23 protein-coding genes are annotated in these 22871 nt (G+C 73.0%); 7 read left to right on the top strand and 16 right to left on the bottom strand.

Annotation, left to right across the window (positions count from 1 at the left end; translation table 11 throughout):
- Positions 1–81: 81 nt before the first annotated feature.
- Both sigJ and IE277_RS13155 read left to right on the top strand, forming a co-directional pair.
- Positions 82–966 carry an RNA polymerase sigma factor SigJ gene (gene sigJ, locus IE277_RS13150; RefSeq protein ID WP_189951857.1) on the top strand — a complete coding sequence of 295 codons (885 nt, stop codon included), beginning with the start codon at positions 82–84 and terminating at the stop codon, positions 964–966.
- Positions 967–1223: 257 nt separating this feature from the next.
- Positions 1224–1985 (top strand): GntR family transcriptional regulator, encoded by a 762-nt coding sequence (locus IE277_RS13155; protein WP_189951859.1) that lies wholly within the window; start codon positions 1224–1226, stop codon positions 1983–1985.
- A gap of 120 nt (positions 1986–2105) precedes the next feature.
- Here the strand turns inward: IE277_RS13155 and IE277_RS13160 are convergent, their stop codons facing one another.
- From IE277_RS13160 to IE277_RS13170, 3 genes are all read right to left on the bottom strand, one after another.
- Positions 2106–3260 carry an ROK family transcriptional regulator gene (locus IE277_RS13160; RefSeq protein ID WP_189951860.1) on the bottom strand — a complete coding sequence of 385 codons (1155 nt, stop codon included), beginning with the start codon at positions 3258–3260 and terminating at the stop codon, positions 2106–2108.
- 115 nt (positions 3261–3375) lie between these two features.
- The gene (locus IE277_RS13165) at positions 3376–4032 is read right to left on the bottom strand and encodes a response regulator transcription factor (protein WP_189951862.1); all 657 of its coding nucleotides are present in this window, start codon (positions 4030–4032) and stop codon (positions 3376–3378) included.
- Positions 4033–4236: 204 nt separating this feature from the next.
- Positions 4237–5391 carry a sensor histidine kinase gene (locus tag IE277_RS13170; protein WP_189951865.1) on the bottom strand — a complete coding sequence of 385 codons (1155 nt, stop codon included), beginning with the start codon at positions 5389–5391 and terminating at the stop codon, positions 4237–4239.
- A 108-nt stretch (positions 5392–5499) separates the two neighbouring features.
- On the opposite strand from IE277_RS13170, the gene IE277_RS13175 reads away from it, so the two are divergent.
- From IE277_RS13175 to IE277_RS13185, 3 genes are read left to right on the top strand one after another with little or no spacing between them, the layout of a single operon-like run.
- A complete protein-coding gene (locus IE277_RS13175; RefSeq protein WP_189951867.1) occupies positions 5500–6420 on the top strand; it encodes an ATP-binding cassette domain-containing protein in 921 nt (306 codons plus the stop codon).
- Positions 6421–6422: 2 nt separating this feature from the next.
- Positions 6423–7133, top strand: coding sequence for an ABC transporter permease subunit (locus IE277_RS13180; RefSeq protein WP_189951869.1), 711 nt, complete (start codon positions 6423–6425; stop codon positions 7131–7133).
- Between the two features lie 41 nt (positions 7134–7174).
- On the top strand, positions 7175–7618 hold the full coding sequence (locus IE277_RS13185) for a hypothetical protein (RefSeq protein ID WP_189951871.1): 444 nt from the start codon (positions 7175–7177) through the stop codon (positions 7616–7618).
- A 4-nt stretch (positions 7619–7622) separates the two neighbouring features.
- Here the strand turns inward: IE277_RS13185 and mug are convergent, their stop codons facing one another.
- The 9 genes from mug to IE277_RS13230 form a co-directional block, all read right to left on the bottom strand.
- The gene (mug, locus tag IE277_RS13190; RefSeq protein ID WP_189951874.1) at positions 7623–8120 is read right to left on the bottom strand and encodes a G/U mismatch-specific DNA glycosylase; all 498 of its coding nucleotides are present in this window, start codon (positions 8118–8120) and stop codon (positions 7623–7625) included.
- 44 nt (positions 8121–8164) lie between these two features.
- Entirely contained in the window at positions 8165–9607 is a 1443-nt protein-coding gene (purB, locus tag IE277_RS13195; protein ID WP_189951876.1) for an adenylosuccinate lyase, read from the bottom strand.
- 139 nt (positions 9608–9746) lie between these two features.
- Positions 9747–10535 carry an SGNH/GDSL hydrolase family protein gene (locus IE277_RS13200; RefSeq protein WP_189951878.1) on the bottom strand — a complete coding sequence of 263 codons (789 nt, stop codon included), beginning with the start codon at positions 10533–10535 and terminating at the stop codon, positions 9747–9749.
- A gap of 62 nt (positions 10536–10597) precedes the next feature.
- Positions 10598–11617 carry a hemolysin family protein gene (locus IE277_RS13205; RefSeq protein ID WP_189951880.1) on the bottom strand — a complete coding sequence of 340 codons (1020 nt, stop codon included), beginning with the start codon at positions 11615–11617 and terminating at the stop codon, positions 10598–10600.
- Positions 11614–12957: a hemolysin family protein gene (locus IE277_RS13210; RefSeq protein ID WP_189951883.1), complete on the bottom strand. Its 1344-nt coding sequence runs from the start codon at positions 12955–12957 to the stop codon at positions 11614–11616. Before IE277_RS13210 ends, IE277_RS13205 begins: the two co-directional genes overlap by 4 nt.
- 152 nt (positions 12958–13109) lie before the next feature.
- Positions 13110–13535 (bottom strand): GNAT family N-acetyltransferase, encoded by a 426-nt coding sequence (locus tag IE277_RS13215; protein ID WP_189951885.1) that lies wholly within the window; start codon positions 13533–13535, stop codon positions 13110–13112.
- Positions 13536–13580: 45 nt separating this feature from the next.
- Positions 13581–14468 (bottom strand): TIGR03621 family F420-dependent LLM class oxidoreductase, encoded by an 888-nt coding sequence (locus IE277_RS13220; protein ID WP_189951887.1) that lies wholly within the window; start codon positions 14466–14468, stop codon positions 13581–13583.
- Between the two features lie 93 nt (positions 14469–14561).
- Positions 14562–17156 carry an ABC transporter permease gene (locus tag IE277_RS13225; protein WP_189951889.1) on the bottom strand — a complete coding sequence of 865 codons (2595 nt, stop codon included), beginning with the start codon at positions 17154–17156 and terminating at the stop codon, positions 14562–14564.
- A gap of 4 nt (positions 17157–17160) precedes the next feature.
- Entirely contained in the window at positions 17161–17991 is an 831-nt protein-coding gene (locus IE277_RS13230; protein WP_189951890.1) for an ABC transporter ATP-binding protein, read from the bottom strand.
- Positions 17992–18156: 165 nt separating this feature from the next.
- Here IE277_RS13230 and IE277_RS13235 point away from each other — a divergent pair, with 165 nt between their 5' ends.
- Positions 18157–18396, top strand: coding sequence for a toxin-antitoxin system HicB family antitoxin (locus tag IE277_RS13235; RefSeq protein ID WP_189951892.1), 240 nt, complete (start codon positions 18157–18159; stop codon positions 18394–18396).
- Between the two features lie 4 nt (positions 18397–18400).
- Complete coding sequence (locus IE277_RS13240; protein ID WP_189951894.1) at positions 18401–18775, top strand: fic family toxin-antitoxin system, toxin component; 375 nt, start codon at positions 18401–18403, stop codon at positions 18773–18775.
- Positions 18776–18800: 25 nt separating this feature from the next.
- Here the strand turns inward: IE277_RS13240 and IE277_RS13245 are convergent, their stop codons facing one another.
- The 4 genes from IE277_RS13245 to bioB form a co-directional block, all read right to left on the bottom strand.
- Positions 18801–19493 (bottom strand): class I SAM-dependent methyltransferase, encoded by a 693-nt coding sequence (locus IE277_RS13245; RefSeq protein WP_189951896.1) that lies wholly within the window; start codon positions 19491–19493, stop codon positions 18801–18803.
- Between the two features lie 96 nt (positions 19494–19589).
- A complete protein-coding gene (gene bioD / locus IE277_RS13250) occupies positions 19590–20306 on the bottom strand; it encodes a dethiobiotin synthase (protein ID WP_189951898.1) in 717 nt (238 codons plus the stop codon).
- Between the two features lies 1 nt (position 20307).
- The gene (locus tag IE277_RS13255) at positions 20308–21597 is read right to left on the bottom strand and encodes an adenosylmethionine--8-amino-7-oxononanoate transaminase (protein ID WP_189951900.1); all 1290 of its coding nucleotides are present in this window, start codon (positions 21595–21597) and stop codon (positions 20308–20310) included.
- Entirely contained in the window at positions 21590–22828 is a 1239-nt protein-coding gene (gene bioB / locus IE277_RS13260) for a biotin synthase BioB (RefSeq protein WP_189951902.1), read from the bottom strand. The genes IE277_RS13255 and bioB overlap by 8 nt, the downstream gene beginning before the upstream one ends.
- Between the last annotated feature and the right edge of the window lie 43 nt (positions 22829–22871).

A 22871-nucleotide genomic window follows, 5' to 3' on the forward strand; every position in this document is an offset into this window, starting at 1 on the left:
GCGGTCATTGTGATCCGCACCGGCGTCGGACGAGCCGATTCCGGGTGGACACACCCGGCGCGTGTCGGATGGGATGGGGCGGTGACCGCCGACACCGCCACCGACGTCTTCGAAGAGCACCGCCCCCTGCTCACGGGCGTCGCCTACCGCATGCTCGGCCGGGTGGCCGACGCCGAGGACGTGGTCCAGGACGCCTGGCTGCGCTGGTCCCGCGCCGACCGGACGGCGGTCCGCGAACCCCGCGCCTATCTGGTGCGCATCACCACCCGGCTGGCCATCGACCGGCTGCGCCAGGCGCAGGCGCGCAGTGAGACATACGTCGGACCGTGGCTGCCGGAGCCCTACCTCACCGAGTTCGGCGACCTCGCCCCGGACACGGCGGACCGCGCCGTGCTCGCCGACAGCGTCTCCCTCGCCGTACTGGTCGTCCTGGAGTCGCTGTCGCCGCTGGAGCGGGCCGTCTTCGTACTCAGGGAGGCGTTCGGCTACCCGTTCGCCGAGATCGCCGCCCTGCTCGACCGCGGCGAGGCGGCCGTACGGCAACTCGCCGGGCGGGCGCGGCGGCACGTGGACGAACGACGGCCGCGCTACGAGGTCGACCCGGTCCGGCGGCGCGAGCTGACCGAACGTTTCCTCGCCGCCGCGGCAGAAGGCGACCTGGACGGTCTCGTGTCCCTGCTCGCCCCGGACGTCCGCCTGGTCAGCGACAGCAACGGCAAGGCCAGCGCGGCGCTGCGGATCGTGCACACCGCCGACAAGGTCGCCCGCTTCCTGATCGGCGTCACCCGGAAGCTCCCGCCGGCCCTGTCCCTCCGCCCGCTGGAGACCAATGCCGGCCCGGCCGTGCTGATCCTGTCCGACGGCAAGCCCGACAGCCTGTTCCAGCTGGACGTCGTCGACGGCCACGTCACGACCGTGTACGTCGTCCGCAACCCGGACAAGATGCGGCATCTGGTCGCCGGCTGACCCCACGCGCCCCACCCGCCCCACGCGCCCCGCGAGCCCTCGTCCTGAGACGGGGGCTTTGCCGCGATGTCACACTCGCCGCCGCGTGCGAACGCCTCATGAACGCTCCGCGGCAGGTCATCTGTGTGTTCCACAAGGGATCGAGGATTGGTCTTGACCAAGGGTGACGGCCGCCCTATGGTCGCAGAGAAGTGCAACAACCTTTAATAAACAAGGGCGCGAAAAACCGCCGGACCACGGCTCTTGCGGAGGACAGGGTGGGGACCACGCAGCTGGAATCGGTACCGGAACCGAAGTACTGGCATCTCAAGACCGTGCTGACCGAAGCACTGGACTCCGAGTTCTCGGTCGGCGAGATCCTGCCCAACGAACGTGACCTCGCCGCCCGCTTCGGCGTGGCCCGCGCCACGCTCCGCCAGGCCCTCGAACAGCTGGAGCTGGAAGGCCGGCTGCAGCGCCGCCGCGGCGTCGGTACGACCGTCGCGCCCCCGCGCGTGGGCGTGGCCGTCGGCACCGAACAGCACGCCTGGCCCGGCGCCGTCGCCGATGCCTGGCAGCCCGTCGACTGCGAGCAGGCCGCGCCGCCCGCCGCCGTCGCCGCGGCCCTGGAGACCGGCGCGGACGACGCCGTCCACACCGTGCGCCGCTCCCGGATGTCCCACGGCCAGCCGGTCGCCACCGAACTGCTCTACGTCCCGGCGGCCTCCGTGCCCGACCTCACCGCGATCGGCGCCCCGTCCGGCCCGGCACGCGCGCGTGCGGTGCTGCGCGAGCTCCAGCACCGGACACTTGAGGGTCAGGACCGCGCCGTCGAGCTGGGCTCCGCCCGCGCCGACGACGCCAAGGAACTCGACCGGCTGCCCGGTTCGCCGGTCCTGGTCGTCACCACCCGCTTCTTCGCCGCGGGCCGCACCGCCGCCCTGTCCGTGGCGACCTATCGTGCCGACACCTGCCGTCTCACCTTCGGTGACTCTCCTGACGTGGAAATACACCACGACCCGGAACGCCAGGCTTCCTGATCACCAGGTGTCCGGAGAACGCCGGACCGGGCCGGGCCTGAGGAGCGCGGGGAACCGCGCGACCAGCCACGCTGCTGCGCCGCGGTCACCCGACGGGCTCGCACCGCGGTGGCGCGACGCTCAGCGCCGCGTCACCGTGCCGTCCACGGCGAACAGCTGCTCCTCCACGTGGTCCAAGGCCAGGCGCAGCGCTCCCGTGGGCACGACTCCCTCGCCCAGTACGGACAGCGTGACCCGAGGCGGCCGTAGACAGTAGCGGGCCAGTTCGCGGCGCAGCGGTTCCAGGACGCCGTCGAGACCGGCGGCCCAGCCGCCGATCACGACGAGCTCCGGATCGAGCGCCAGCACCAGCGCCGCCACGTCGTGCACCAGCCGCTGGATGAACCGCTCGACGGCCGCACGCGCTCGCTGGTCGCCCTCCCTGGCCAGCGCGAACACCACGGCGACCGCCTGCTCGTCCAGCGGGTGCAGCGGCTCGTCGGTGGTGGACAGCAGCGTCTCCGGGGTCGCCTCCCGGCCCAGCAGATGCAGCGCGCCGATCTCTCCCGCGGCGCCGCCGAAACCGCGGTGCAGCCGCCCGCCGATCAGCGCACCCGCGCCCGGACTCAGCCCGGCCAGCACGAACACCACATCGTCCGTCTCGGCCGCCGCGCCCTTCCAGTGCTCGGCGACGGCCGCCGCGTTGGCGTCGTTCTCCACCAGCACCGGGCACTTGAAGGAGCGGCTGAGCCGCTCGCCCAGCTTCAGGCCCGTCCACTGCGGCAGCGCCGTGCTCAGCCGCACCGTGCCGTCGGTCTCCACGATCCCCGGCGTGCCCACGCCCACGGCCCGCAGCGAGCTACGGGCGACCCCGGCGCGCCGCAGCAGCTCGGCGACCGTGCCGCGCAGCCGGTCGAGCCGCTCGTCCGCCGCGGCCGTCTCGGCGACCTCCTTGGCCTGCGTGCCCAGCACCCGCCCGTCCAGGTCGGACAGGACCGCGGCGACCCGGTGCGGCCCGATCTCCAGCCCCAGCAGATGCCCCGCCTCGGCCCGGAACCGGAACCGGCGCGCGGGCCGTCCCTGACGGCGCGCACTGCCCTCGTCGGCGGCCGTCTCCACGACGAACCCGCCCTCGATCAGCCCCTCGACCACACCCTCCACCGTCGGCCGGGACAGTCCGGTGACCCGGGTGATCTCGGTGAGCGTCGCGCAGTCCGTGGCACGCAGCGCGTGCAGCACCACCGCGGAATTGATCCGTCGCAGCAGCGAAGGATCGCCGCCGGTCAGCTGCCCCACCCGTCCGTCCTTCCAGCTCGCGGGCGTGTTGGCCGGATCGTACTCGTCCCGGCGCGCCCCCGGCGAGTGCCGGGCTCCGCGTCGGGGCCGACGGCAGGGTGCGACGGCCTGCGGTTCAGCGTGGTTCGACGAATCCCGACTCGTACGCGACGATCACCGCCTGGGTGCGGTCACGAGCGCCGAGCTTGGCCAGGACGGCGCTCACATGCGACTTGACCGTCTCCGTGCCCACGACCAGCCGGGCGGCGATCTCCGCGTTCGACAGCCCCCGCGCCATCAGCCGCAGCACCTCCGCCTCCCGTTCGGTCAGCCGGGCCCGCTCCAGCACGGCATGCGCCGGCCGGTCCCCGTCGCCGTACCGGGCGGCCAGACGCCGAACGGAAGCCGGGAACAGCAGCGACTCGCCCTCCGCGATCAGCCGCACCGCGTGCACGATCTCGGCCGGGCGGGCCCGCTTCAGCAGAAACCCGTCGGCACCCGCCCGCAGCGCCTCGTACACGAACTCGTCGTCCTCGAAGGTCGTCACCACAAGGATCTTCGGCGGCTCGGGCACCGTGCGCAGCACCACGCGCGTGGCCTCGATGCCGTCCAGCAACGGCATGCGCACGTCCATGGCGACGACGTCCGGCCGCAGCCGCCGTACCAGCGGGACGACCGCGGCCCCGTCGGCCGCCTCGCCCACCACCTCGATGTCGGGCTGCGCCTCCAGGACAGCGCGCAGACCCGCGCGGACCAGGGGCTCGTCGTCCACGAGGAGTACGGTGACCGGCATCCGGCCAGCCTAGTGTCCCGGCAGGCAACGTTCGCCCCGTCGCGACGCCCGGCACGCCCTCTCGCCGCACCGGCCGAAAGCCCACGTACGCCCAGTACGAGGACTTCCGGCCGGCACTCCCCCAGCCTCCGGCCGGGGGGACCCCCCAGAGCACGCACCGGACGCCGCTCGTGACGGGCGAACGTTGCCTGCCGGGACACTAGATCAATGCAGCGGTAGCTCTGCGTGTACCTGCCAGTCGCCCTGGTGCGGGCCGGTGCGGGCGTCGCCCCCGAGCAGGGCGGCGCGCTCGCGGATGCCGCGCAGGCCGCTGCCCCGCCCGGGGCCGGGTATCGCGCCCGGCAGGGCGTTGCGCACCTCCATGGCGAGCGTGCCGTCGCCGACCGTGACCCGGACCCGCACCGGCACCGCCCCGGCGTGCCGCAGCACATTGGTGAGCGCTTCCTGGAGGATCCGGTACCCCTCGCGGGAGACCGGTCCGGGGACGGCCGCGACCGGACCCGTCACCTCAGCGTCGACCGTCGCCCCGGAGGCCCGCGCCGACTCCAGGAGGCGGCCGGCGTCGGCCAGCGTGGGCCGGGCACTCACCGGCCGCTCGGCCTCCCGCAGCACGCCCAGCACCCGCTCCAGATCCTCCAGCGCGGCCCGGCCGGTCTCCTCGATGGCGTCCAGCGCGCGGTCGGTGAACTCCGGGTCGCCCGCCGCCCGCGCCGCACCGGCCTGCACCACCGCCACCGTCAGCGCGTGCCCGATCGAGTCGTGCAACTCCCGCGCGATACGGGTGCGTTCGAGCAGTTGCTCGGTGCGCTCCTCCAGCGCGGCCAGCCGCTCGCTCGCGGAGGGCCCCAGCAGCCGGCGAGCGCAGGCGGTGACCAGCTCGCCGAGCCCGACGATCACGCCGTACAGGGCGAGCAGCGGCAGCGGGGTGAGCAGGGCCCAGGCGCGGTGCGAGGGCAGCCGGTCCGGCAGCGGCAGCCCGGACGGCGCATGCCCCCAGCCACAGCGGGCCAGTTCGAAACCGGTGCTCAGAAGCCACACTGTGCTGAACATGGCCGCCGCGCCCAGCAGCATCCGCAGCTCCAGCCACAGCACCGTGCGCAGCCGGTCCCGCCAGGTCGCCGACGGCGCCTCGGAGATACCCGGCTCCGCCTCGCCGGGAGTGAGCAGCAGCCGCGCCTGCACGCCCTCGCCCCGGCGCACCGCGGGCAGCAGACCGACCGGGACGAGGAACAGGGCGGGCACCCAGGGGGTCGACATGTCGATGAACAGCCACAGGCTGACGATCAGCATCGGCACCCACAGATGCAGCAGGCGCGTGTACGTCGTCCCGCGCAGCAGCGGGCGCAGGAAGCGGACCATGCGGACATCGTCGCAGGCGGCACTGACAACGGGCCTCCCCCGCACGGGGGAGAGGCTCTCCACCGACGGGGGAGGCCCCGAACACCCGCGAACGGCAAGGCTGGTGCCATGACCAGCATCGACGTACGCGACCTCAGCAAGGAGTACGGCGGACGGCGGGCCGTGGACCAGCTCACCTTCAGCGTGCGCTCCGGCCGTGTCACCGGCTTCCTCGGCCCCAACGGCGCCGGCAAGTCCACCACCATGCGCCTCGTCCTCGGCCTCGACCGGCCCACCTCCGGCGCCGCCACGATCGGCGGCCAGGCCTATGCCGCCCTCCGTGAGCCTCTCAGCCAGGTCGGCGCGTTGCTCGACGCGCGGGCCGCGCACGGCTCCCGCAGCGCCCGCGATCATCTGCGTGCCCTCGCCGCGAGCAACCGCATCCCGGTCCGGCGGGTCGACGCCGTCCTGGAGGAGACCGGGCTGGCCACCGTCGCGCGGCGCCGGGTACGGACGTACTCCCTCGGCATGCGCCAGCGGCTCGGCATCGCCGCTGCCCTGCTCGGGGATCCCGAGGTGCTCCTGCTCGACGAGCCCGCCAACGGCCTCGACCCCGAAGGCATCATCTGGATCCGCACACTGCTGCGCCGGCTCGCCGGGGAGGGCCGTACGGTCCTGGTCTCCAGCCATCTGATGGGCGAGACCGCCGCCTTCGCCGACCACCTGGTGATCCTGGGCAAGGGGCGGCTGCTGGCCGACACCCCCGTCCAGGAGTTCATCCACGCGCGCGTACGGCCCCTTGTACGCGTCCGCACCACCGACACCGCCGCTCTGGACGACCTCCTCGCCCGGCACGGACTCGATGCCTCCCGGGACGAGGACGGGACCCGGACCGTGCGGCACGCGCGCGTGGACGACCTCGGCCGGCTCATGGCCGAGGCGGGCGTGCCCGTCCTGGAACTCGCCGCACAGGACGCCACCCTGGAAGAGGCCTATCTCGATCTGACCGCGGCCGAGACCGAGTTCACCGCACTGCCCCAGGAGACCTGACCATGCCGTTCGCACCTGTCCTGCACGCCGAGTGGATCAAGATCCGCACCCTGCGCTCGCTCCTCGGCGCCTTGGCCGGGACGTTCCTCGCCACCACCGCGTTCTCGGCCGCCGAAGCCGCAGCGGGCGATCACACGGACCCCCTGTACTCGGTGTTCTTCGGCGTGAGCCTCGGCCAGATCGCCGCGATCGCGTTCGGCGTGACGGCCGTGTCGGCGGAGTTCCGGGGCGGCGCGCTGCGGCTGACACTGTCGGCGGTGCCCGACCGCCGACGGTGGTTCGCCGCCAAGGCCACCGCGATCGCCCTGCCCTCGCTGGCCGTCGGCCTCCTCACCGGGCTGGTGACCCTGCTGGTCGGCAAGGCGCTCCTCGGCACATCCGGTCCGACGTGGACCGAGGGCCTGCGCGGCACCGTCGGCTGTGGCCTCCAGCTGACCCTGATGGCACTGTTCGCGGCCGGACTCGCCGCCGTGCTGCGCAGTGGCGTCGCCACGCTGTCCGTGCTGATCCCGTTCGTGCTGATCGTGTCCTTCGTCGTCGGCGACCTGTCCGGCGGCGTCGCCGACTTCCTCCCCGACCGGGCCGGTCAGGTGGCCCTGCACAGCACCTGGGACGGCTCCCTCGGCCCGTGGAGCGGGCTCGCGGTGACCGGGCTGTGGGCGGCGGCCGCCCTGCTGGCCGGCGGATGGAGCCTGCACCGCACAGACGCCTGACGGCCCGCCAATTGTCAGTGCCGCCCGCTTTACTGGATCACATGGACATCGCGAAGTACCTGACCGTGATCGACGCGCTGTGCGCCGGGGAGTTCCCCGCGGACGACGGCCGCTCGGCGCCGGACGGGACGGCAGCCGGTGACCGGACCGTGGCGTTAGAGACCAGCCGGGGGACGAGCGCCGGCGACGCCTCGGTGCGGGAGCGGGCCCTGGCCGATCTCCACGCCTGCCGGGAGGCGATAGCGGAGCGGCTGCACGAGCGCTGGGGCCGGCAGCAGCCCTGGGGACAGCAGACGGTGCGGCTGCGCCTCGCCCGGGGCGAGGAGATACCGGAGCCCTGGGCCGTCCTCAGCCTGCTCACCGACGAACTGGACGTATGGCAGCTGACGGGCACCGCCCGCTGGCTCGCCATCGGCCTCGCCGACCGGGACGACGCGGACGAGATACGGCTTCTCGCCACGGTCACGCAGACACCCCCGCCCTGACCCGCTAAGCCTGCGCAGCGACCCGCAGCCGGGCGAACTCCTGCGCCATCGTCGCCGCCGTCCAGTGCGCGTTCAGCCCGCTGGGATTGGGCAGCACCCACACCCGGGTGTCCCCGAACGTCCGTTCCTGCGGCCCCACTTGAGCCGTGCGGTCGCCGAAGGCGGCCCGGTACGCGGTCACTCCGACCACGGCCAGCCACCTGGGCCTCAGCCGCGTCACCTTCTCGGTCAGCAACCGGCCGCCCTCGACGTACTCCTCGGCGGTCAGCTCGTCGGCCCGCGCCGTCGCCCGCGCCACGACGTTCGTGATGCCCAGCCCGTACGACAGCAGTTCCCGCTGCTCGGCCGGCTTCAGCAGCCTCGGGGTGAAGCCGGACAGCTGCAGCACCGGCCAGAAGCGGTTGCCGGGGCGGGCGAAGTGATGCCCGGTCGCGGCCGTCATCAGCCCGGGGTTGATGCCGCAGAACAGCACCTGGAGGCCGTCCGCGGCGACGTCGGGCACGAGCCGGTCGCGGGCGGCCTCCAGGTCAGCCTTCGTCAGGCGGGTCAGAGGATCGCTCCGGGGGTGTAACCGGCGGCCTCCGGGCGCTGCTTGACGATCTCCTCGATCCGGCCGACGACGACACCGACCTGGTCGGCGGCGGCACCGGTGAAGGACAGCTTGTCGGCCATCAGCGCGGCGAGCTGCCCGCGGTCCAGCGGCAGCCGGGCGTCGGCGGCGAGCTTGTCGAGCAGGTCGTTGCGCTCGGCGCCCTGCTCGCGCATCGCGAGCGCGGTGGCGACGGCGTTCTCCTTGATCGCCTCGTGCGCGACCTCGCGGCCCACCCCGGCCCGCACGGCGCCCATGAGCACCTTGGTGGTCGCCAGGAACGGCAGATAGCGGTCCAGCTCACGGGCGATGACAGCCGGGAACGCGCCGAACTCGTCCAGCACCGTCAGGAAGGTCTCCAGCAGGCCGTCCAGCGCGAAGAACGCGTCGGGCAGAGCCACCCGGCGCACCACCGAGCAGGACACGTCGCCCTCGTTCCACTGGTCGCCCGCCAGCTCGCCGGTCATCGAGGCGTAGCCGCGCAGGATCACCATCAGGCCGTTGACGCGCTCGCAGGAGCGGGTGTTCATCTTGTGCGGCATCGCGGAGGAGCCGACCTGGCCCGGCTTGAAGCCCTCGGTGACCAGCTCGTGGCCGGCCATCAGCCGGACCGTCTTGGCCAGCGAGGACGGCGCCGCCGCCAGCTGCACCAGCGCGGTGACGACCTCGTAGTCCAGCGAGCGCGGGTAGACCTGGCCGACCGAGGTGAACGCCTGCGAGAAGCCCAGGTGCCCGGCGATCCGGGTTTCCAGCTCGGCGAGCTTGGCCGCGTCGCCGCCGAGCAGGTCCAGCATGTCCTGCGCGGTGCCGACCGGGCCCTTGATGCCGCGCAGCGGGTAGCGGGCGAGCAGCTCCTCGACCCGCCCGTACGCCACGAGCAGCTCGTCGGCCGCCGTCGCGAAGCGCTTGCCCAGCGTCGTGGCCTGCGCGGCCACATTGTGCGAGCGGCCGGCCATGACCAGCTCGCCGTACTCGCCCGCGAGCTTGCCGAGGCGCGCCAGCACGGCGACCGTACGGTCGCGGACCAGCTCCAGCGAGAGCCGGATCTGCAGCTGCTCGACGTTCTCCGTCAGGTCGCGCGAGGTCATGCCCTTGTGCACGTGCTCGTGCCCGGCGAAGTCGTTGAACTCCTCGATCCGCGCCTTCACATCGTGCCGGGTGACCTTCTCGCGCTCGGCGATCGAGGCCAGATCGACGGTGTCGAGGACACGCGCGTAGTCGGCGATCGCCTCGTCCGGCACCTCGATGCCGAGGTCCTTCTGGGCCCGCAGCACGGCGAGCCAGAGCTGCCGCTCCAGCTTCACCTTCTGCTCGGGCGACCAGAGCGTGGCGAGCTCGGCGGAGGCGTAGCGTCCGGCGAGGACGTTCGGGATGCGGGGCTTGGCGGGGGCAGAAGTCACGTGTCCAGATTCTACTGGCGGTTTGTGCAGGCCAGCGCCATGGGGTCGTTCGTCGGAAGCTACGAGAGCCCCACCGCTAGGTGTACTGACCCGCGGAAACCCGGGTCAGCTGATCACCCGCATGGTCATGGCAGCGACGCTACGCCTGGCCCTCGTACGGCAGCAGCTCCGGGCGCTTGGGCGGGCGGCCGTCCCCGGAGGAGCGGCCGGTCAGCCGGCGGCCGATCCACGGCAGCAGATGCTCCCGGGCGAACCGAGCGTCCGCGACCCGGCGCGCCGCCCAGCCCGGCGGCGCGGTGGCCGGCGGCGGCACCCGCCACTCGGTGTCCTCCGGTTCGTACCCGAGCGCCTGCCACACCGCCTCGGCGACCCGGCGGTGCCCCTCCGCCGTCAGATGCAGCCGGTCGACGTCCCACAGCCGGGGATCGCTCAGCGAGGGAGCGCCGTACAGGTCGACGACGACCGCGCCGTGCCGGGCGGCCAGCTCCTCGACGCAGGCGAACAGCTCCTCCATGCGCGGCCGGAACCGCTCCAGCACCGGGCCCTGCCGGCCGGGGCTGCGCATCAGCACCAGCTGCTCGCAGGCCGGGGCCAGCCGCTCCACCGCCTCGGTCAGCAGGCCCTTGACCCGGCCCATGTCGCACTTGGGCCGCAGGGTGTCGTTGAGCCCGCCGACCAGCGTGATCACCTCGGCCTTCATGGCCGCGGCCACGTCCACCTGCTCGTCGACGATCTGCCCGATCAGCTTTCCGCGCACGGCCAGGTTGGCGTACCGGAAGCCCGGGGTGCGGGCGGCCATCCGCGCGGCGAGGAGATCGGCCCAGCCCCGGTAGGAGCCGTCGGGCAGCAGGTCCGACATGCCCTCGGTGAAGGAGTCGCCGACCGCGACCAGGCTGCTGTACGGGGGAGGTACGGGATTCGTCTGCATGGCGTCAGCGATGGTATCCCGGCTCCATACCCGCCGGTCGGTCGGCCCGTGAACAGTCGGTGTCACCCAGGCGCAGGCTGCCCGAACAGCTCCCGCAGGACGTCCTCCATGGTCACGAGCCCGGCCAGCCGGCCGTCGTCACCGAGGACCGCCGCGAGATGTGTACGGCTGCCCCGCATCGCGGTGAGCACGTCGTCCAGCGGGGTCCGCTCCCGTACCCGCGCGATGGACCGCATGTCCCGCAGCCGGAACGGCATGTCCCGGGGCGAGGCGTCCAGCGCGTCCTTGACGTGCAGATAGCCCACGATCCGACGGCCCACGTCGACCACCGGGAACCGGGAGAAGCCCGACTCGGCCGACAGCCGCTCCAGCTGCTCCGGGGTGACCCCCACATGCGCGTAGACCACTCGCTCCAGCGGGACCACGACGTCGCGCACCGGTCGGCTGCCCAGCTCCAGGGCGTCGTGCAGCCGCTCGCGCGCCCGGTCGTCGATCAGCCCGGCGTCACCGGCGTCCTTGACGATCGCGGCCAGCTCGGCGTCCGTGAAGGTCGCCGCGACCTCGTCCTTCGCCTCCACCCTGAGCAGCTTCAGCAGCCCGTTGGCGAAGGCGTTGATCGTGAAGATCACCGGACGCAGCGCACGGGACAGCGCGACCAGCGGCGGGCCGAGCAGCAGCGCGCTGCGCACCGGTTCCGCCAGCGCGATGTTCTTCGGAACCATCTCGCCCAGCAGCATGTGCAGATAGGTGGCGAGTGTCAGCGCGATCACGAAGGACACGACATGGCCCGCGCTCTGCGGCACGCCGATCGCGTGGAACACCGGCTCCAGCAGATGCGCGATCGCCGGCTCGGCGACCACACCCAGGACCAGCGTGCACAGCGTGATGCCGAGCTGGGCGGCGGCCAGCAGCGCCGAGACATGCTCCAGGCCCCACAGCACGGCCTTCGCCCGCCGGTCGCCCTCCTGGGCCAGCGGCTCGATCTGCGAGCGGCGCACGGAGATCAGCGCGAACTCGGCGCCGACGAAGAAGGCGTTGACGACCAGGGTCGCCAGGCCGATCAGCAGCTGTACGACGGTCATCGCGTGCCCTCCGCACTCGCATGGGCCTGTTCGTCGTCCAGCGGCGCGTGCAGCAGCACCCGCGCCGCCCGCCGGCCCGTGGCGTCCACCACGTCCAGCCGCCAGCCGGCGACCTCGACCGTGTCACCGGTCACCGGTATCCGGCCCAGCAGGGTCGCGACCAGGCCGGCCAGCGTCTCGTACGGCCCCTCGGGCACCCGCAGACCCACGCGGGCGAGCTGGTCGGTGCGGGCGGCGCCGTCGGCCGAGTACAGCGCCCGGCCGTCCTCGTCCGCCCCGGCGGGGGCCAGGTCGGGCGTCTCGTGCGGGTCGTGCTCGTCCCGCACCTCGCCGACGACCTCCTCGACGATGTCCTCCAGGGTCGCCACGCCGGCCGTGCCGCCGTACTCGTCGATGACGACGGCCATGGTGCGCCGGCCGCCGAGGCGGTCCAGCAGGCGGTCGACGGTCAGGGACTCGGGGACCAGCAGCGGCTCCCGCATCAGCTGGGAGACCCGGCGATGGCGGCGCTCCTCGGCCGGTACCGCCAGGATGTCCTTGATGTGGGCGACGCCGACGACCGAGTCCAGGCTGCCCCGGTAGACGGGGAACCGGGACAGACCGGTGGCCCGGGTCGCGTTCGCCACGTCCTCGCAGGTCGCCTGGGTGTCGAGGGCGACGACCTGGACGCGCGGGGTCATCACGTTCTCCGCGCTCAGGTCGGCCAGGTTCAGCGTGCGCACGAACAGCTCGGCGGTGTCCGCCTCCAGTGCGCCCTCCTTGGCGGAGTGCCGGGCGAGCGCCGCCAGCTCCTGCCGGCCGCGCGCGGAGGCCAGCTCCGCGGCGGGCTCGATGCCGAACCGGCGCACGACGTGGTTGGCCGTGTTGTTCAGGTGCGTGATGAAGGGCCGGAAGGCCGCGCTGAACCAGCGCTGCGGGTTGCCGACCCGCTTGGCCATGGCCAGCGGCGAGGAGATCGCCCAGTTCTTCGGGACCAGCTCGCCGACGACCATCAGAAACACCGTCGACAGGGCCGTGCCGAGCACCAGGGCGACCGAACTCGCCGTACCATCCGACAGGCCCATCGCCCGGAACGGGCCGGCGAGCAGCTTGGCGATGGACGGCTGGGCGAGCATACCGACGACCAGGTTGGTCACCGTGATGCCGAGCTGGGCGCCGGAGAGCTGGAAGGTCAGATTCCGTACGGCCTTCAGGGCGCCCGCCGCGCCGCGCTCGCCGCGCTCGACGGCGCGCTCCAGCTCGCCGCGCTCGACGGTGGTCAGCGAGAACTCCGCCGCCACGAAGGCGCCGCAGGCGAGCGACAGCAGGATCGCCACCAGGAGGAGGAGCACTTCGGTCATCGGGTCACCCCCGACCCATGATCGGACAGGGCAGGACGGCACGCGCGGTGGCGCGGACTGGGAGGCTCGCCCATGGGCGGACGCTCACAACCTTTCATCGAGGGCGGAGTGCTCCCCCAATGGTAAAGGATGGGCAAAGCATCCTTGCGTGGTCAGTCCACGAGCGGCTTCACCCAGCGCCGCCACCGCTCCTCGGGGCCGTACCCGGCCGCGCTCCAGGCGTGGTGCGCGGTCTCGTTGCGGACCAGCACCATCGCGTCCGCGCGCCGCCCGCCGAGCCGTACGAAACGCTCCTCGGCGGCGGCCAGCAGCGCCGAGCCGATGCCCTGCCGCCGCCGCTCCGGATGCACCGCGAGCCGGTACAGATGGCAGCGCCAGCCGTCGAACCCGGCGATCACCGTGCCGACCAGTTCGCCGCCCTGCTCGGCGAGGATGAGCGCCTCGGGATCGCGGGCGACCAGTCGCTCCACCCCGTTCCGGTCGTCGCTGATGCTGGTGCCCTCGGCGGCCGTCTTCCAGAAGGCGAGCACGCTGTCGAGGTCGGTGTGGGCTGCTGGGCGTATACGGAGGTCAGTCATGTGATCACTGGATCACGGGGTGCGTGTCCCGCGGGCGGATTTCCGTCATCCGGGCTCTCCGCGCAGTAGCTCCATCACCGGCGCGAACGCCTCCATGGACGGCTCCAGGACGGTCAGGTACGAGAACCCGAACCGCTCGCGCAGCGCCCGCACCCGCGCCACGACGTGCTCCAGCGGGCCGACCAGCAGGACGGGCAGCTCCAGCGCCGACTCCAGGGTCAGCTGCGGCTGCCGTTCCAGCAGCGGCTTCAGCACCGGTTCCGGATCATCGGTGATCTCCACCTGCTGGATGAGCAGATTCAGCTCGGCCGCCTCGGTCCGGCCCGCCGCCAGGCCCCGGTAGCGGGCCACCCGCTCGTCCAGCTCCGCGGCGCCGAGGGGCACCAGCGTCCCCGGCGCGGAGCCGGGCGCGGCACCGGTGAAGGCCGCGATGTCCGCGTGCTCGGCGGACAGCCGCAGCATCCGGTTGCCGTTGGCGCCGATCAGCAGCGGCACCCGGGACCGGGCGGGCCGGGGCCGGTGCCCGGCTGCGCCCAGCACCCGGTCCAGCTCCTCGACCGTGCGCGCCAGATGGTCCACCCGCTCACCCGGCGAGCCGTACGGCAGCCCGGCCTCCTCGTGCTCCGCCCGCACATAGCCGGTGCCGAGGCCGAGTTCGAGGCGCCCGCCGGTGAGCGCGTCGGTGGTCGCCACCTCGCGGGCCAGCAACACCGGGTTCCAGAAGCCTGCGTTGAGCACGAACGTGCCGAGCCGGGGCCGTTCGGTGGCCGCGGCCGCCGCGACCAGCGCCGGGAACGGCGCGACCATCCCCAGGTGGTCCGGGACGAGGATCACGTCGTACCCCAGCTCCTCGGCGCGCCGGCACTTCGTGCGCCACTCGGCGGCGGGCGCGGGCGTGAGCAGATTGACGCCGAAGCGGAACGGGCGCGTCATGAACTGGCCTCCACGGTTGCCGATTTCAGCCTGGCCTGCGATTCCATCACACGGCCGGGCACGCGCGGCGTGGGCTCGGTCACGCGTGGGCGATCACTCGTGGGCGATCGCCGCCAGCACGTTCATCCGCGACGCCCGTAGCGCCGGCAGCAGCGCCGCCACCACCCCGACCACCGCCGAGCCGAGCACGACGGCCACGATCGTGGTCCACGGGATCGCCAGCGCCGTCAGCCCGCGCAGGGCCAGCACCCGCTGCATGCACACGCCCCACACGAGTCCCAGCGCCAGCCCGAGAATCGCGCCGAACACCGCGATCACCACCGACTCCAGCCGGATCATCCGACGCAGTTGCCGCCGGCCCAGCCCGATCGCGCGCAGCAGCCCGATCTCCCGGGTGCGCTCCACGACCGACAGCGCGAGCGTGTTGACGACGCCGAGCACGGCGATGACGATCGCCAGCCCGAGCAGCGCGTACACCAGATACAGCAGGACGGCGATCTGGTCGTGCACCAGCTGCTTGTAGTCGTCCTGGTTGCGCACCTGGACCTGCGGGAACGGCCTCAGCGCCCGCTCCAGACGAGGGCGCAGGTCCTGCGCCCTGGTGCCGGGGGACGCGTTGACGTAGAGCACCGAGTCCTGTGCGTCCGGCAGATACTTCTCCAGGGTCGCGAGGCCGAGGTAGAGGCCGCCCTGGGCGCCGAACCCGTCCGTCGTGTCCTGGTCGGTGAGCGCCGCCACGGTCAGGTCGGTGTGCCGCCCGCCCGGGAACTCGACCGGCACGACGCTGCCGACGCGCACGCCGTGACTCCTGGCGAAGCCGGCGTCCATGGCGAGCCGCCCGTCCGCCAGCGCGGCCGCCGAACCGCCCCGCGCGTAGGCGATGTGCACGACGTCGTCGAGCCCCGGGCCGTACGCGGCGGCGGACGTCCGGACCCGGCGTCCGTCCGGCAGCCGTACGTCGAGCGGGCTGAGCCGCTGCGGTACGACGAGCCCCACGCCGGGCGTCGCGGCCACCTTGTCCCGCACCTCCTTGGTGAACGGGATGAAGTTGGTGTTCTGGACGATGAAGTCGGCGCCGAGGTTCTTGTCGATCTGCCGGTCGAACGACGCGGACATCGAGGCGCTCGCCACCGACATCCCGCCGACCAGGGCGAGGCCCACCATCAGCGCGGCGGCCGTGGCGCCGGTACGGCGCGGATTGCGCAGGGCGTTGCGCTGGCTCATCCGGCCCACCGGGCCGAACAGCGCGGGGAAGGCGCCGCCCAGCACCCGGATCACCGGCCGCACCAGCAGCGGACCGGCGACGACGGTCGCGATCAGCGTCAGCGCCACGCCGAGCCCCAGCAGCGAGGCGGCCTGCGCGGTCCTCGTGGCGGCCGCGCACCCGGCCAGCGCGGCCGCGCCGACCGCCCCGACCACCCCACCGACGACGGCCCGCACCTTCAACGGCTTGCCCACACCGGCGACTTCGGCGTCCGCGAGCGCCGCCATCGGCGACACGGCCGCCGCGCGCCGCGCGGGCAGATACGCGGCGACGAAGGTGACGCCGAGACCGACGACGTACGCCGAGACGGGCGTGCCCCAGCCGATGACCATCTCCGTGGCCTTCAGGTTCATCCCGAACGCGGTCATCAGCCGGATCAGCGCGAGCGCCAGCCCGATCCCGGCGCCGAGCCCGAGCGTCGAGCCGACCAGTCCGAGCAGCAGCGCCTCCGTGAGCACAGAGCGCCGCACCTGCCGCCGGTCCGCGCCGAGCGCCCGCAGCAGCCCCAGCTCCCGGGTGCGCTGGGCGATCAGCATGGAGAACGTGTTGACGATGAGGAACACCCCGACGAGGAGCGCGACACCGGCGAAGCCCAGCATCACGTACTTGATCACGTCCAGGAACGCGCCGAGGCTGGCCGCCGCCGACTTGGCCTGCTCGTTCGCGGTCTTCAGGTCGTAGGTGCCGGTGCCGGTACGGGCACCGGCACCGCTGCCGAGCGCCGCGCCGATCCGGCGTTTCAGCTCCGCGTCGGACACCCCCTTCACCGCGTCCGCCGTGATGCTGGTCGCCTTCGCGGCCGAGCCGAGCAGCTCGCGGCCCGCGACCGCCGGGTCCAGGAAGAGCAGGGCCGCGCCGGGGTTGGTGGTGGTGAACGTGGCGATGCCGACGACCCGTACCCGGAAGGTGTCCGGCTGTGCCTGCACGGTCAGCGTGTCGCCGATCCGTAGGTGTTTCTTGCCGGCCGTGTCGGCGTCCAGCAGCGCCTGGCCCGCACCGCGCGGCGCACGACCGGAGGTGAGTCGCACCGGGCTGCGGGAGGTGACATGCCACGCCATCGCTATGGTCGGGGCGCCGGTGGTCGGGCCGACGGATCGGTTGCGGCTGTCGACCACGACCGCGTTCTGCACCGACACCTCGGCGCGGGCCGCCGCGACCCCGTCGACCTTCGCCACCCGGTCCCGCAGTGCGGCGGGCAGGGTCTGCACCGAACCGCTCACCCGGGCCGAGCGCAGATCCCGCTGCTGGGGCTGGACCGTCACATCGGCGGCCGTGGAGGCGAACAGCCGGTCGAAGGTGTGGGTGACCGTGTCGGAGAAGATGAGGCTGCCCGCGACGAACGCCACGGACAGGATCACGGCCAGCGCGGACAGCGCGAGCCGCCCCTTGTGCGCGAGGAAACTCCTCAGGGTCGCCTTCAGCACCGGGTCACTCCTCCAGGTCTGTGTCGTCGTCCCCGAGCCGGCCTCGGACGGCATCGAACCAGGGGGTCTGGGGATGCCCCCCGGTAGAGAGGTGCATGTGTTCCAGTACGGCCTCCGCCGTCGGCCGTTCCATCGCGTCCTCGATGTGCCCGTCGGCCAGGAACAGCACCACGTCGGAATGGGCGGCGGCGCCGGGGTCATGGGTGACCATGACGACCGTCTGCCCGAGATCGTCCACGGCGCCGCGCAGGAAGCCCAGCACCTCGCGACCGGCCCGCGAGTCGAGATTGCCGGTCGGCTCGTCGGCGAAGATCAGCTCGGGCCGGGAGGCCAGCGCCCGCGCGCACGCCACCCGTTGCTGCTGACCGCCCGACAGCTGGGCGGGCCGGTGCCGCAGCCGGTCACGCAGGCCGAGCGTGTCGATGACCTGCTTCAGCCACCGCTCGTCGGGCCTGCGGCCCGCGATGTCCATGGGCAGCGTGATGTTCTCGGCGGCCGTCAGCGTCGGGATGAGGTTGAACGACTGGAACATGAACCCGACCCGGTCGCGCCGCAGCCGGGTCAGCTCGCGATCCCTGAGCCCGGTGATCTCCGTGCCGCCGAGCCAGACCTGACCGGCCGACACCGTGTCGAGACCGGCCAGACAGTGCATCAGCGTGGACTTCCCGGACCCCGAGGGCCCCATCACGGCGGTGAAGCGGCCGCGCGCGATGTCCACGTCCACCGAGTCCAGGGCGATGACGGCCGTCTCGCCGGAGCCGTACGCCTTGGTCAGGCCCCGGGCGCGGGCCGCGACCGCGCCGTCCGGGGTGTGCTGCGCAGCAGGTGTGGACAAGACCGCCTCCCGGTCGCCTGAAGCCCCTGTGAACCGTCGTCCGTACCACCGTCGGTACAGCTCTGTCCGAACCGTTGTCCGGGGCGAGCGTAAGGGACACACCGACCCGGCGCAGCCGTTCCGTGCGCCCTTGCCTTGCTAGCGCCCCGGCGCTAGCGTCGAGGCATGGCGAAGACCCAGCTGAACGTGCGCGTGGACGAGGGCACCGCCCGCGCGGCCCGCGAACGCGCCCTGGCCCGTGGCATCAGCGTCAACCGCTATATAGAAGAGCTGGTCAGACAGGACACGGGGGAATCCGGCCGCACGTTCGTCGAGGCCGCCGCCGACTTCATGGAGCAGTACGAGTCCGTGTTCGCCGAGGAGTTCACCGAGACCCGCGGCACCCGCACCGGGGACGGCCGCTGATCTCTTGAACGACGTCAGTATCGACCTCGCCTGGCTCCTCATGCTCGCCGAACAGAAGACCCCCGGGGATCCGCAGGTCACCGACTGGGGCGCGCTGGTCGCCGCCGTCGCCCGGCACCGCGCCGAGATATTCGGGGTGCCCGTCTACGACGACCCGCACACACGCGCCGCCGCCCTGCTCCAGCTGCTGATCCATCTGCCGGCGCTGGAGCGGTCCAACGCGCTGTTCGCCTCGGCGGTCGCCTACGCCTACCTGGTCGCCAGCGGCGTGAAGGTGGCCACCACTCCCGAGCAGGTGCGCGACCTCGCCCGGCTGGTGAAGGAGGGGGAGACCGGAGTGGACGACATCGCGCGCGAGCTGCGCCGCTGGGGCAGCTGACCGACGCCGTCCCGCCGCGGTCCGGTCAGCGGGCCTCCGGCTCCCCCGGCCGCCACGCGACCCCCAGCACGCCGTACGACGTCGGCAGCCTGGGACCCTTCTCCGGCAGCAACAGCGGGCGGACCGGGCCGAGTTCGAAGCCGGCCTCGCGCAGCGCGGCGACCGGCTCGCGGGCCACATGACAGCCGCCCATGAGGGCGGGCCACACGGTGCGGTCCAGGGCCCGCTGGGTCAGGGTCATCACCCGGCCGCCGCCCCGCCCGTGCTCCACGAAGCGCACCTCGCCCCCGGGCCGCAGCACCCGCCGCACCTCGGCCAGCGCCCGCGCCACATCCCGCACACTGCACAGCACCAGTGAGAGCACCGCCGCGTCGAACGCCTCGCTCTTGACGGGCAGCGCCTCGGCCGCGCCCGGCACCACGTCCACCGGCACCTGGGCGCGCAGCGCGGCCTTACGCGCCAACTGCCTGAGCAGCGGCTCCGGTTCGATCGCGACGACCTCGGCGACGGCCCCGGGGTAGTGGGCGAAGTTCAGCCCGTTGCCCGCGCCGATCTCGATCACCCGTCCGGACAGCCCGGCCAGCAGCCGGTCGCGCACCCCGGCCATGCCCAGCCGGGTCTCGGCGTTCACACTGACGCGGGCATAGAAGCGCGCGAAGACCGGGTGATGGACGGGACTCCCCGCCACCTTTCCGGAGGCGGAGGACAGCAATCGCATGACAACCTCCCGGACCAGTACCGCCCTGGAAGGAGTGTCCCCCGTACGAAGCCGCCGCACCCCCGGCACACGCCGGAGGGCGCGGCACTCCCGGGGCTACGGCGCCGTGCGCACCCGGAACGCCTCCGCGTCCCAGCTGCCCTCCAGCCGAGGCGCCAGCCAGCCCGGCGCGGCCCCGCGGAACTCGCCGGGCGGCAGGGCGCCGGCCTCGGCGGGAATCGCCCCCAGCAGCGGAGCCCCGGTCACCTCCGGGAAGTCGGCCACGTTGCAGCGGGAGGCGAGGTCGGGGGAGCCGGGCCAGCTGCCGATCACCACTCCGGCCAACTCCAGCGCGCGGCGGCGCAGTTCGCGGGCCGTCAGCTCGGCGATGTTCAGGGTGCCGAGCCCGGCCGAGGCCACGACCAGCACCGGCGCGCCCAGCAGGGCGGCCGCGTCGGCGAGGGTGCCGCCGGCCGCGTCGAACCGGACGAGCAGTCCGCCCGCCCCCTCCACCAGCACCAGGTCGTGCTCGGTGGCCAGCTTGGCCGCCCGCTCGGCCACCTCGTACGGGTGCACCGGGGCCAGGCCGGCCCGCCGGGCCGCCGTGCCGGGCGCCAACGGCTCCGGAAAGCGCGCGAGTTCCGCGCTCGTCACCGGGCCCGCCAGCCGCACGACCTCGTCCGCGTCCCCGCGCTCGTCCGGCCCCACGCCCGTCTGGGCGGCCTTGAGCACGGCCACCGAGCGCCCCGCCGCGAGCGCGGCGGCGGCGACGGCCGCCGTGGTGACGGTCTTGCCGACCTCCGTGCCCGTGCCCGTGATCACCAGTACCGGCATGTCATCCCTCCCGCGCCGCGGCACACACCGCGCGCGTGATCCGTGCCACGTCCTCGTCCGAGGTGATGTACGGCGGCATCGTGTAGACCAGATCGCGGAACGGGCGCAGCCAGACACCTCCCCGCACGGTGGCCGCGGTGGCCGCGGCCATGTCCACCTCGTGGTCGAGCTGGACGACGCCGATCGCGCCGAGGACGCGGACGTCCCGCACCCCGGGCAGCTCCCGGGCCGGCGCCAGCCCTTCCCACAGGCCCGCCTCGATCCGCTTGACCTCCGCCCGCCAGTCCTGCCCGAGCAGCAGGTCGAGCGAGGCGCAGGCCACGGCGGCGGCCAGCGGGTTGCCCATGAAGGTGGGGCCGTGCGCGAGCACCGGAACCTCGCCCCGGGAGATGCCCTCGGCGATCCGCGTGGTGCACAAGGTGGCCGCCAGCGTCAGATAGCCGCCGGTCAGCGCCTTGCCCACACACATCACATCCGGGGTGACGCCGGCATGCTCCGCCGCGAACAGCGCGCCGGTGCGGCCGAAGCCGGTGGCGATCTCGTCGAACACCAGCAGCACGTCGTGCGCGTCACACGCCTCGCGCAGCACCCGCAGATACGCGGGGGAGTGGAAGCGCATCCCGCCCGCGCCCTGCACGACCGGCTCCACGATCACCGCGGCCAGTTCGTCCGCGTGGCGCCCGATCAGCTCCCGCAGATGGTCGGCGTACGACTCCTCGTACTCCGTGGGCGGCGCGTCGGCGAACAGCTGGCGCGGCAGCACACCGGACCACAGCCCGTGCATCCCGCCCTCCGGGTCGCACACCGACATCGGCTGCCAGGTGTCGCCGTGGTAGCCGCCCCGCCAGGTCAGCAGCCGCTGCTTTCCGGGCCGGCCGAGCGAGCGCCAGTACTGCAGGCACATCTTGAGCGCGACCTCGACCGACACCGAACCGGAGTCGGCGAGGAAGACATGCTCCAGACCTTCTGGCGACATGTCGACAAGGCGCTTCGCGAGCCGTACGGCGGGCTCGTGTGTGAGCCCGCCGAACATCACATGGCTCATCCGCCCCAGCTGCTCGTGCGCCGCGTCGTTGAGGACCGGGTGGTTGTAGCCGTGGATCGCCGACCACCACGAGGACATACCGTCCACCAGCTCGCCCGAGCCGTCGGCCAGCCGCAGCCGGACCCCGCTCGCCGACTCCACGACGAGCGGTTCGACGCGGCCGGGCATCGGACCGTACGGGTGCCACACATGCCGTCGGTCCAGCTCCAGCAGTTCGGACACGCTCAGGCCGGTCGGGTCAGGCATTGGGCGCGAGGTCCGTTCCGGCGCCCCGGCGGCGGACGGCGACGAGATCGGTGCGCGCCTCCTGCGCGGCGGGCGCCTCCTGCGCGGCCGTCGTACCGCACACGTCACCGCCCTCGTGCGAGCCGCAGCCCCCAGCCGAACCACAGCTCCCGTGCGAACCGCAGCCCTCGTGCGAGCTACCGCCCTCATGCGAGCCGCAGCCGGATCCGCGGCCGGCCGCAGCCTCGACCCGGTGCTCCGGCAGCGTCACCTCGCCCGTGCCCTCCACCTCGAACCCGGCGTCGGCGATCATCTCCAGGTCGGCCTTGCCCGCCTGGCCCTCGGTGGTCAGGTAGTCGCCGAGGAAGATGGAGTTGGCCAGGTTCAGGGCCAGGGGCTGCATCGTGCGCAGATGGACCTCACGGCCGCCCGCGATCCGCACCTCGACGTCCGGGCACACGAACCGCACCATCGCGAGGATCCTCAGGCAGCGCTGCGGGGTGAGGTTCCACTCCTTGGCCAGCGGGGTGCCTTCGACCGGGATCAGGAAGTTGACCGGGACCGAGTCCGGGTCCAGCGCACGCAGCGAGAAGACCACGTCGACCAGGTCCGCGTCGCTCTCGCCCATGCCCGCGATCAGCCCGGAGCAGGCGGACAGCCCGGCCGCGTGCGCCTTGTTCACCGTGTCCACCCGGTCGGCGTACGTGTGGGTGGTGGTGATGTCCGCGTACGTCCCCTCGGACGTGTTGAGGTTGTGGTTGTAGGCGTCCGCGCCCGCCTCGCGCAGCCGCTCCGCCTGGCCGTCGGAGAGCAGCCCGAGACAGGCGCAGACCTCGACGCCCTCGTTCTGCTCCTTGATCGCCTTGATCGTGCCGGCGACCCGGTCCACGTCGCGGTCGGTGGGACCGCGGCCGGACGCCACCAGGCAGACGCGCTTGGCGCCGCCGGCCAGCCCGGCCGCGGCGGCCCTGGAGGCGTCGTCGGGCTTCAGCCAGGTGTACTTCAGGATGCCGGTGTCGGAGCCGAGCCGCTGGGAGCAGTAGGAGCAGTCCTCCGGGCACAGCCCCGACTTGAGGTTGACCAGATAGTTGAGTTTCACCCGTCGCCCGAACCAGTGCCGGCGCACCTTCCCGGCCGCGGCCACCACATCGAGCACGTCGTCGTCGGAGGTGGCCAGTACGGCGAGTGCTTCCTCGCGGGTCGGCAGCTCGCGCCGAAGCCCCTTGTCCACCAGCGTGTTCAGCAGGTCCATGAGGTCCGATCCTGTCTTACGGCACCGCCCCGGGCCAAGGAGA

Source organism: Streptomyces alanosinicus (assembly GCF_014650595.1).
GTDB classification, from domain to species: domain Bacteria; phylum Actinomycetota; class Actinomycetes; order Streptomycetales; family Streptomycetaceae; genus Streptomyces; species Streptomyces alanosinicus.